The 8,658-nt window shown below is 35.9% G+C and carries 12 protein-coding genes and 1 pseudogene; 5 read left to right on the forward strand and 8 right to left on the reverse strand.

From position 1 onward, the window contains the following. Window positions 1–87 precede the first annotated feature (87 nt). Window positions 88–210, forward strand: a complete 123-nt coding sequence (locus AC1RYN_RS01190) for a DUF6922 domain-containing protein (protein WP_481805500.1) — start codon at window positions 88–90, stop codon at window positions 208–210. 126 nt (window positions 211–336) lie between these two features. On the opposite strand, the gene AC1RYN_RS01195 is transcribed toward AC1RYN_RS01190, so the two are convergent. From AC1RYN_RS01195 to AC1RYN_RS01220, 6 genes are all read right to left on the reverse strand, one after another. Beyond that, window positions 337–810: a hypothetical protein gene (locus AC1RYN_RS01195; protein ID WP_481805501.1), complete on the reverse strand. Its 474-nt coding sequence runs from the start codon at window positions 808–810 to the stop codon at window positions 337–339. Window positions 811–991: 181 nt separating this feature from the next. Then, window positions 992–1,213: a hypothetical protein gene (locus AC1RYN_RS01200; protein ID WP_481805502.1), complete on the reverse strand. Its 222-nt coding sequence runs from the start codon at window positions 1,211–1,213 to the stop codon at window positions 992–994. 635 nt (window positions 1,214–1,848) lie between these two features. Continuing rightward, window positions 1,849–2,154 carry a hypothetical protein gene (locus AC1RYN_RS01205; protein ID WP_481805503.1) on the reverse strand — a complete coding sequence of 102 codons (306 nt, stop codon included), beginning with the start codon at window positions 2,152–2,154 and terminating at the stop codon, window positions 1,849–1,851. A 56-nt stretch (window positions 2,155–2,210) separates the two neighbouring features. Continuing rightward, window positions 2,211–2,837, reverse strand: a complete 627-nt coding sequence (locus tag AC1RYN_RS01210; RefSeq protein ID WP_481805504.1) for a hypothetical protein — start codon at window positions 2,835–2,837, stop codon at window positions 2,211–2,213. A gap of 19 nt (window positions 2,838–2,856) precedes the next feature. After that, window positions 2,857–3,762, reverse strand: coding sequence for a hypothetical protein (locus AC1RYN_RS01215; RefSeq protein WP_481805505.1), 906 nt, complete (start codon window positions 3,760–3,762; stop codon window positions 2,857–2,859). A gap of 19 nt (window positions 3,763–3,781) precedes the next feature. Then, on the reverse strand, window positions 3,782–4,582 hold the full coding sequence (locus AC1RYN_RS01220; protein ID WP_481805506.1) for a hypothetical protein: 801 nt from the start codon (window positions 4,580–4,582) through the stop codon (window positions 3,782–3,784). A gap of 175 nt (window positions 4,583–4,757) precedes the next feature. On the opposite strand from AC1RYN_RS01220, the pseudogene AC1RYN_RS01225 reads away from it, so the two are divergent. The 4 genes and pseudogenes from AC1RYN_RS01225 to AC1RYN_RS01240 all read left to right on the forward strand — a co-directional run bounded on the left by AC1RYN_RS01225 (window position 4,758) and on the right by AC1RYN_RS01240 (window position 6,363). Further along, window positions 4,758–5,173, forward strand: a pseudogene (locus tag AC1RYN_RS01225) (helix-turn-helix domain-containing protein). A 187-nt stretch (window positions 5,174–5,360) separates the two neighbouring features. Next, the gene (locus AC1RYN_RS01230) at window positions 5,361–5,618 is read left to right on the forward strand and encodes a hypothetical protein (RefSeq protein ID WP_481805507.1); all 258 of its coding nucleotides are present in this window, start codon (window positions 5,361–5,363) and stop codon (window positions 5,616–5,618) included. Between the two features lie 109 nt (window positions 5,619–5,727). Then, window positions 5,728–5,964 carry a hypothetical protein gene (locus tag AC1RYN_RS01235; protein ID WP_481805508.1) on the forward strand — a complete coding sequence of 79 codons (237 nt, stop codon included), beginning with the start codon at window positions 5,728–5,730 and terminating at the stop codon, window positions 5,962–5,964. A gap of 39 nt (window positions 5,965–6,003) precedes the next feature. After that, entirely contained in the window at window positions 6,004–6,363 is a 360-nt protein-coding gene (locus tag AC1RYN_RS01240) for a hypothetical protein (RefSeq protein ID WP_481805509.1), read from the forward strand. A 24-nt stretch (window positions 6,364–6,387) separates the two neighbouring features. Here AC1RYN_RS01240 and AC1RYN_RS01245 read toward each other — a convergent pair whose 3' ends face one another. Further along, window positions 6,388–7,101, reverse strand: coding sequence for a hypothetical protein (locus tag AC1RYN_RS01245; protein ID WP_481805510.1), 714 nt, complete (start codon window positions 7,099–7,101; stop codon window positions 6,388–6,390). Beyond that, window positions 7,102–8,658: RHS repeat domain-containing protein (locus tag AC1RYN_RS01250; RefSeq protein WP_481805511.1), on the reverse strand; the 1,557-nt coding region annotated here is incomplete at its 5' end. It abuts the gene before it with no gap.

The following is an 8,658-nucleotide window of genomic DNA, read 5'->3' on the forward strand; positions in this document are numbered from 1 at the left end:
TTACGTATTGCTAAGGTTAATACATGCTCCTGTTGTTAGGGAGGCAGCACCTGACCGGTCTCTTTTTGGGATGTGGACATAGATGCGATGGACTTTGATAAAGCCTACAAGGCTGTTATTGCCCGTGTTGTAGAACGTGGAGATCAGCAGGAGATAGACGAGATTGTCCGTTTCTACGGTTTTGAAAAGGTTGTAAACTGCTATTCGTGACGAGATTTATTTTCTGCCCAATTATGCCATTGACCGAGCAATAAGATTCTTTCCGGAACTGAAAAAGGAAGAGATGTACTGCTACCTGAACCGCAAAGACAAGCCTTATCACTGGATATAACCACACTACATGCCTAACTTGGGTTTTCTTGGTTTATTTAATTGCTCATCTTTACTTTGTTCCGGCTTGACTGGAATATTAAGAGGCTGGTTTTGACGCTGTCTCAGTGATTCTTTTTCACTTGGGCTTAAATTGTTCCCGCTGTTGCTCACATGACGAAAAACCGTTTTAACTGGCCCCATTATATCCAGAGGCTTTTCAGGCTTGTGCGCAGGCTTCTTTTGACTTTCCTCTATTTTAACAAACAGCAGTTTGCCTAACAGTCTGCCCAGTCCGGTTTTTCTTGGATTTTTGAGCTGTCTGAGAAATTCGAGAAGAAATTGCTTAAGATGTTTCCGCCCCTGTCTACCTGCATAAATGGAGCTTTTATCCCTATTATCTTTCTTAATTTCCTTCTTTTTTTCCTCTTGCAGGTCTATGGCGGTGATCGGTTTTTTCTTTTTCTTCTCCGTTTTGTCTTTATGCTTGTCTTTTTTCATCGTTTCTGATTTTTACGGCGAAAGGTAATCAAAGGGCTTTTTATTCTTACGTTCTGGCACTCTAATGGCATTGATTGGCGTTATATGTCCAGATTTAGAGTGGAAGGGATTATATTCTGCCAAAAGAAAATAATAAAAAGAAAACCAAGGTAGGACGTGCTGGATCAGCCTGTCCAAAAGCTTACGGCATAATGTTTTGCTCGTCCCTCACAAACCACCCTTCGGGACTTATTCCGTTTCCTTTTGGCCTGTCTGCATCCCGTCCTGTAAAATTGCTTTCTTTTTCTTTTTTCCGTTTTTCTGTTTTCTTTGGGAAAATATTATTTTTTGGTTTTTGTACAGGCTCCGCTCTCGTGCGAGGTTTTGTAGGGAGCAATTCTCCATAGCTTCCAAATTTCTGCAAAGGAATATTTGATAAAAGTATTTTTATAGTTTTAAAAGCAGTTATGCAGGCAGGTAAGTATATGTGTAGGTATGCAGGTCGGTAAGCAGGCTTGTAGGCTTGTAGGTATGTAGGTAGGTAAAGCTGTAAATCTGCAGTTAAGTAGTCCTGTATTATTTTTAGAAGGAAACCTTTAATCGAAATTGTACATAACTATACAATTGAATATTGTTTACACATAAATTACCTTTCCGGTAATCTCTATTCCTGCAATCGACATTACAGAAATATTTCTTTATAATGCTCCCCCCAGTCGTTATAAGCTACGCTGGCTGGAAGCCTGAAAGCAACCGAAAGTTATAACTGCATTTATTATCGGATAGGATTCCGATACTGCCTGTCCTTACAATTACATTCAATAATGTTACGCTACCAAAATAAAAAAAGGGCTTCAAGCCCTTTCAATTAAAAACCATCGGTAAAATTATTTTCGAGAGAAAATAGCAAGTTGTGTTCTGAGATGCTTGAAATATTTCCGCATCTCAAAACCACTTGCCCTGCCGGGGGCTGGAAAACGTCTCCAAAGTCGCCGTTTTGTTAAAATTATAATTGGATAAGGGTTATTTGGAGTCAGTTTCATTTTTCCGTTTAAGTGCTTATAGTAAAGTATGTCGAGCAACTCTCCCTTCTTCCATTGGGATCAGCATTTCTATTATTCTAAGCAGGCTTGCAACATATTTTTCAGGATCTCTGACGTTTTCCTCACTGGCTTCAATTCCCTCTAATGCAAGCGCTCCTGCCTTGAGCAAATCCATTATCAGACAGAAAAGGTCTCTGTATCCTTCCACTTTTAATTCAATAGTATGGATATCATTTCTGGTTTCTGATACCGGTTTGAGCATCTTAAAAAAGTATTCAGGGTTTTCAACGAGGCCATTTAATTTGATTTTATCATTTTCCATAATCTTTATTTTTAAATTGATTAATCATTTATCTCGTGTTCTTTTTGAAGTTTTCATCATGTCGTGTTTTTGAGGTTTTCATCATGACTGGTGAAATAAGTATAGACCGATTCTAAAAACAGCCTTACCAGCGCAAACCAAGCCATCAGGTCAGTGTGCTCTTGAAGTTCGGGATCGCTCTCCAGTTCCACTGCGCTTTGCAGATCAAAATCCAAATTTTGAATTCTCTGCTGGAACTTTTGGTAATAGTCTGTTCCGACCACTGATATAACAACAAGGAGCAGTTCATTTACGAACTGGGAGCAGGCAATAGAATTTAGGATATATCTTAGGCTGTCAAAAGACATATTATTAGGATTTGGATTTTCTTTCAGTTCATAACAAAAATGCATGAGTAATTGAAGGCACGAGAGTAGTCCCGCTATTTTAACATCCTGTATATCGGTGTCAGCAATTTCAGGATCACCTGAAAGCAATTCTTCCAAACCGTATTCCTGCAGAAGGTCGGGATACCTGTCCAGTAGTAAATCAATCTTGGGATTTTTCAATTTGTATAAAAGTTCCGAAATTCCGTTTTCGAGATTCTTTTGCGAATCCGGCAGGAGCATATCCAGTACTCTCTTTGCCTGTTCCGCTGATTCTACAAGCTTTTTTTCTTTATTGAAGTTTTTATTTTTTTTCATAGTAAAAAATTTATCGTTATTAAATTTCGTCTTGCTTTTTTAAATCTTCCAGTCTCTGGAGTTCGGTATATCCCAGAGTGTACATTTCATTATAAAATTCTTCACACTTGGCGTAGAGCAGATTGCTGTCTTCAATACTGTCCAGATTGAGATCTTTGTGCTTTATCATATCTATGCTGGCAGAAAGCAGTTCCCTGAGTTCCCTGTCCAGCTGTGAATCCGAAAAGGGCAGTTTTATTTCGGGGATGCATTGCAAAAGCCGGAACAGGTAAGCGATAGAATAGACAGAGGGATGGTAACTGAGAAAAAGGTCTAGCTGGGCAGTCGCTACCAGCTGGACAGCCTGCTGTACCAAAGCATTTTTTACCAGTGCCTCCTCTGGCTCAGTGCACTGCTCGGCTGTCATCAGGAATTGTTCTGCCCCAAGCATGCGGTTCTTCCAGTAGTTCCTTGTAAATTCAATATCCCTGTGGGGATCTTTATTTAACGGATAGATGATATAATGGCTGTCGTAGTAGGCCGGAATGCCATTTTCAATAACCTTATTGAGGAAGTACTTTTGGTTATTGTTCTGTGATCGGAGATTCTTTACCCTGTGGATCACAATGGTAGCCGTATACCTGTTTCCAAATTTTTCCTTTATATGATACTGTAATAACGGTATCGCATTTTCCTTGTATTCACTGCTCAGTACAAGCAGGTAAAAGTGATAGCTTGGTAAATGTTTATTGAATAGTTTCTTGCTTTTTTCCTCATCATTGCTATTGGTTCTTGTATATCCAAAGCAGTAAACGGCACGGATTTTCAGAAAACCTGCAATGGTTTCGCTTACTTCTGAAAGTGCATGTCCTATGAAATAGTTTGACTTCATTTTTTCAGTCAGAACTGACTGTCCTGAAAATGACTGGTTGCCAAACCGCTTCATTTTTGACTTGAAAACTTTTTTATAACCCCAAAAAAGACTGCGAAAACTCTTTTTCCAAAAGCTCAAACTTTAACTTTGCCCTTTCCAAGACTGCTGGATTGATATCAAAATTGATCGTATTGTCACGATAATAAGTATGGGCATTACTGAGCCTGTCAATAATTTCCCTGTCTTCAGGTATATCGTAATCAAGTATTTCTCTCAGGTATGGAACAAACCTCACGACTGTCTTGTATTCATGCACCAAGCTCGGCCTGCCCATATCTTCGCCGATCTCACCGATAAGAAGCCACGTATAACAGCAGTAGAGGTTCCAAATAGCAATACACATGAAATAGCCAGCTTCCTTATTGTCATTGTTCTTCATGTGGGCGGATGCTGTTTTAAAATGGTATATAATGTCCTGCATATCATCCTCAAAGGAAAATTGTGCCCAGTGCAAAAGTTCTTTTGCATCGCTATTTAAAGGATAAAACACCTTATTATCCGGCTGGTAATAAACCAACTCAGCGACAGTACAGTGGCGGATAAGATAGGGGAATCCCTCTTTAAATCCATGTGAAGCCCGGACTGCATTAATAAACTTGAAAATAAAATCAGGATAACAGTCCGTTATTTTTTTCGATATTATCTCCAATGAATCCCCGCTGTACCCGCAGTTCTTTTTCAGGATAAAGGTTACTATGATCGGCAGACCGCTCCCGCCGTTATTGGAGATGTAGATAGATCCTGCGTGCACAAAAGTCAGCAGGTCGGTAATAGCCCCTTCCAATTGCTCCCGCATTGGCTGGCTCTCTGGAATTTTTAACTGATAATCCATAATTTGATAATTTGAAGTTGTACATAAAAGTGAAAAGTTGTATTTTTGTCTAACACACAGGCAAGTAAGCAATTACTTGTTCTGTACCGTATCAATATGTCCCGTACCGTACAAGACTAAATTCTATATTGCACACGGGACTTACTTTTTTATTCTTAATTATTATCTTTGAGCTATGAGTACAGTAACAAAACCAAATCATATAGGGCGAAAAATCAGCCGTATCCGTGAACTAAAAGACATGAAACAAGAAGCACTGGCGCAGGCTTTGGGAACAAACCAGCAGGCCATTTCTATCATGGAGAACAGCGAGACGATAGAAGAAGAAAAACTTATGGAAGTAGCAAAGGCTCTGGGAGTAAGCGTGGAAGCGATCAAGAATTTTTCAGAAGAGGGCGTATTTAATTATTTCAATAATTTTTACGATAATAGTACAGGGTGCTAATTTTGGAAGCAACGAATACGTGCAATTTCAATCCACTGGATAAATTAATGGAATCCGTAGACAAGAATGAAAAACTTTACGAGCGACTATTGAAAGCAGAACAAGATAAAATTGAATATTTGGAAAAACTACTAAAAGCGAAATAGGCTTTTATAAAATGATATATATTAATTCCTAAAGAGACTTTCGAGTCTCTTTTTTGTTTCCAAACATTTATTCATTTTATTAAAAAACGATGTCCTAAAATAATAGTGTGTACAAAAAATATTTTTCATTTTGATTTCTTAAAAATATTACTACCTTCAATATTATTCACCTTAAAATTAGTGACATATGACAGAAGAAGAAGATTTTATTAGAGTTGTAACAAATGTATTTAATGGTATTAAAGTAGTAGATTTTTTGAATGATAAAAGTGTAGAAAAAAAAGTAGAAGAAGCAGAAGAACGTTTAAATGAATTCAATAAACAAACAATAAATGTAATACAGATATTAGATGATCGTATTATGTTTGGACTACTTCATAAAGATGAAAGAAAGCGACTTTTTAATGAAGTAGAGAGAATAAAAAACGAATATTTGAACAGTTAAACAATATGGAAAGTTACTGAATAGCAACTTTCCATATTTTATTAGAAATAATATTTAAGTTCCGTATATGGCTTTTTTTAATAATCTTAGATATATTAAGTTTCTTCTTTTGGCACTTATTCTGGCTACCTCTGTAGTATGCGTTTTATTTTTTAATAACTACCGTCATACTTTAAAATTACAAAAAAAGCTTGATCAGATAAATAAAGAATTATATTTGAAAGGGATGATCCAAAAAGAACAGTTGAAAGAATATGAAAAACAGGCAAAACAGCGTCAGGAAAAGCTTGAACGGATGAAGTCTGAAATTAATAATAGTATACAAAAAATAGATCAGGCAGATTAGGATTTGCTTATTTTTGTATTATAATATTTTAGCTTTGTAATGAAAAAATTATTTCTGACCTTTCTGGTTTTAGCTTGTAGCTCTATTTATAGTCAAACAAAAAAAGACACTACTGATCTTCTAAATTTTGAGTTTCGGCATTATGATATAACTCCCTGCCAAACCTGTCCACTTAAGCCTGGAGACAAAGTGCCTTATACACATCCTTATGCAAAATATATAAATGATGAAAGTCTTTGGGAATGGAGAGAGATTGACCTTGGCGTAGGCAAACCGCAGAAAGTATACGATCTAAAACCCCAATATAAAGATACACTGAGATGCAATGACGGTACAATTATGGAAGTCCCGTTTTGGATTAAAAACAACACTAAGAAAAATAGAAAAACCACTCCATAAAAAGAGTGGTTTTTTATTTCATTTCTATCTAGTAAATTCTAAAGGTAAAAATTCTCCTTTATCACTTGTAGAAACTGCTTTTAAGGATTCGTCATTTATGCTTCTTATCTGATAAATAGCCTTATGATTAAACCTTTCAGAATATAATTCCAACAACATTACACCGTCGTAAGAATCCAACATCCAAGCACCTCTGTATTCTTTTTTAGTTTTTTCATCCCTTTCAATGAAAACTTTAAATTTAGTTTCAATTTGATTTAAAACTTTATAAGGTTCATCAGTAAATCGAATACTATTAAAATCTTTGACCCATTTATCTTTCTTCAAAAACACAAGAGTCTTTGCCATTACTAAGGGTGTATTGTTATCTTCCAACTTAATGAGACTTACTGTAGTTGTACTCTTTTCACCCATTTTAAGAGATAATTTATTAGAGTCTAATTTTAGGACACCATAAAGTATTTCTCCAGTATCTTCATAAATTAATCCGTTATCCGTATTGAAAGTGTAAGGTACATCAACAATTTCATCGTCCCCCAGTGTTTTAATTTTTAAATTTTTAGTATCTGTAAAATCTAAAATGTAGCTATCCATAAATGAGTGCCAACCAGTTAATGCACTATTTACTGTATTATAAACAATCCATTTCTTGTTGATACTACTATTGTTTGTTTGACCCATCATATTAAACATAAGAAACATAGAGATTATACACGAAATTAATATTTTTTTTCTCATTTAAAAAAAGCTTTTTACCCAAACATTTAATGCCTCTAAAGCTGAAACTCTTGCCCAAACGGCCTCTTTAGTTTTTATATTGCTTTGTATTGAAGAATTTACTCTTGATCCCACTTTTGTATTATTAGGAAGCTCTAACATCGACTTAAGTGATTTGTCTAAGTTTCGTTGCATTAATGTTGCAAATGTCGTTTTGACTAAAGCGGGAGCATCATAAAATTTTCCATTCGATAAATCTGCCAATGTTCCAATTGTTGCAGCAGTTTCATTTGCTGCTTCGGCACTTGCTAATTGTGCTACTCGCTCAGAAATAATAGTACCGTTAGCTAATTTCATAGGGATACCTACTTCCAGTTCAAATTCTACTTCAGTAGTCTTTCTTTTAGGATTGGTAACAGTTAATCTTAGACCTGTTACACCAGCAGCTTGCCAATTAGATGTTGTTTTTTGGAAATCAAATGATTCAGCTAATAATCCGACTTGGGCAACTGCCTCGTCTTTTTCATTGCTATTAGCAGTTTTTTCCGTACCGTTTTCATTCAATCCTTGGCTTGCTAAGGCTTCACCAAAAGTAACTTGATTGCCTTTGTCATTCTCATATCTTCCCTTATCCCAATTGTAATGCTCACCAGTCATACCACTTGGATCTGCCCAATAAACAGGATTATTATAGAAAGCTACATATGGAGACTGCTTATAATGTACAACTGGATCAATTGATGTAAATCTACCAATTGCAGGATCATATTGACGAGCATCCATAGCGTACAACCCAAGCCCCAGCTCGTCTTGGAGCTCCATCCCATTATACTTATACTTATAATCGCTTGCAGGATTAACATTATATCCTTCGTGTTTTAAACCAAATGGATAATAATTATTCTCTTCAAGAATTTCAAGAACGTTTAGAGCATTCTTTTTGTAGCTCACACGTACATTTCCTAAATGATCGGTATAATTAAATACATAATTGTAACTGTTTGCCCCATTTACTGGGGTATTGTTAACATAGCCTTCTGCTGTTGGAAAATACTGCAGTACATCGTTTTTATACTGAAAACCTCCTAAATACACAGTCTTAGTTACAGCTCCATTATCAGTTACAATTTTCTCTAGTTTTTGCCCAGTTGCGTTGTAAATATAGGTAATGTTTCCATTTGTGCCAAATGTTATTTTAGTAGGCAAATTAAGATGATTGTACTGTATTTCTATGATGTCTTTATTTTTATCACTGGTCATATTTCCGTTGGCATCATAGGCATAATCATCTCCATTTTTGTTAGCATCTATAAAACCGCTTGCATCATTACCAGCTGGGCTATCGGTTACTTTTATTAACTGATTTGAATTATCATTTTTATATTCATAAGTCAGATCATCTATTTTAAGCTTGCCTAGCTGTTCATCTTGAAGACCAAAACGAGAAAGTGATATTATATTTCCGTTTTTGTCATAGGTGAGACTTTCATCATAAGCATTAGTAATCAGCCCTGATTTTTGATAGATAGCATTTAATAATCGGTTAAGTCCGTCATACTGATAGCCATACTTTCTTAA

It is taken from the genome of Flavobacterium sp. TC780 (assembly GCF_056783245.1).

Bases quoted from the DNA above. Each gene is read 5' to 3' on its own strand.
- AC1RYN_RS01205 (WP_481805503.1), bottom strand. From the start codon at position 2,154: ATGGAAAATGATAAAATCAAATTAAATGGCCTCGTTGAAAACCCTGAA.
- AC1RYN_RS01230 (WP_481805507.1), top strand. From the start codon at position 5,361: ATGACAGAAGAAGAAGATTTTATTAGAGTTGTAACAAATGTATTTAAT.
- AC1RYN_RS01220 (WP_481805506.1), bottom strand. From the start codon at position 4,582: ATGGATTATCAGTTAAAAATTCCAGAGAGCCAGCCAATGCGGGAGCAA.
- AC1RYN_RS01240 (WP_481805509.1), top strand. From the start codon at position 6,004: ATGAAAAAATTATTTCTGACCTTTCTGGTTTTAGCTTGTAGCTCTATT.
- AC1RYN_RS01215 (WP_481805505.1), bottom strand. From the start codon at position 3,762: ATGAAGCGGTTTGGCAACCAGTCATTTTCAGGACAGTCAGTTCTGACT.
- AC1RYN_RS01245 (WP_481805510.1), bottom strand. From the start codon at position 7,101: ATGAGAAAAAAAATATTAATTTCGTGTATAATCTCTATGTTTCTTATG.
- AC1RYN_RS01195 (WP_481805501.1), bottom strand. From the start codon at position 810: ATGAAAAAAGACAAGCATAAAGACAAAACGGAGAAGAAAAAGAAAAAA.
- AC1RYN_RS01190 (WP_481805500.1), top strand. From the start codon at position 88: ATGGACTTTGATAAAGCCTACAAGGCTGTTATTGCCCGTGTTGTAGAA.
- AC1RYN_RS01210 (WP_481805504.1), bottom strand. From the start codon at position 2,837: ATGAAAAAAAATAAAAACTTCAATAAAGAAAAAAAGCTTGTAGAATCA.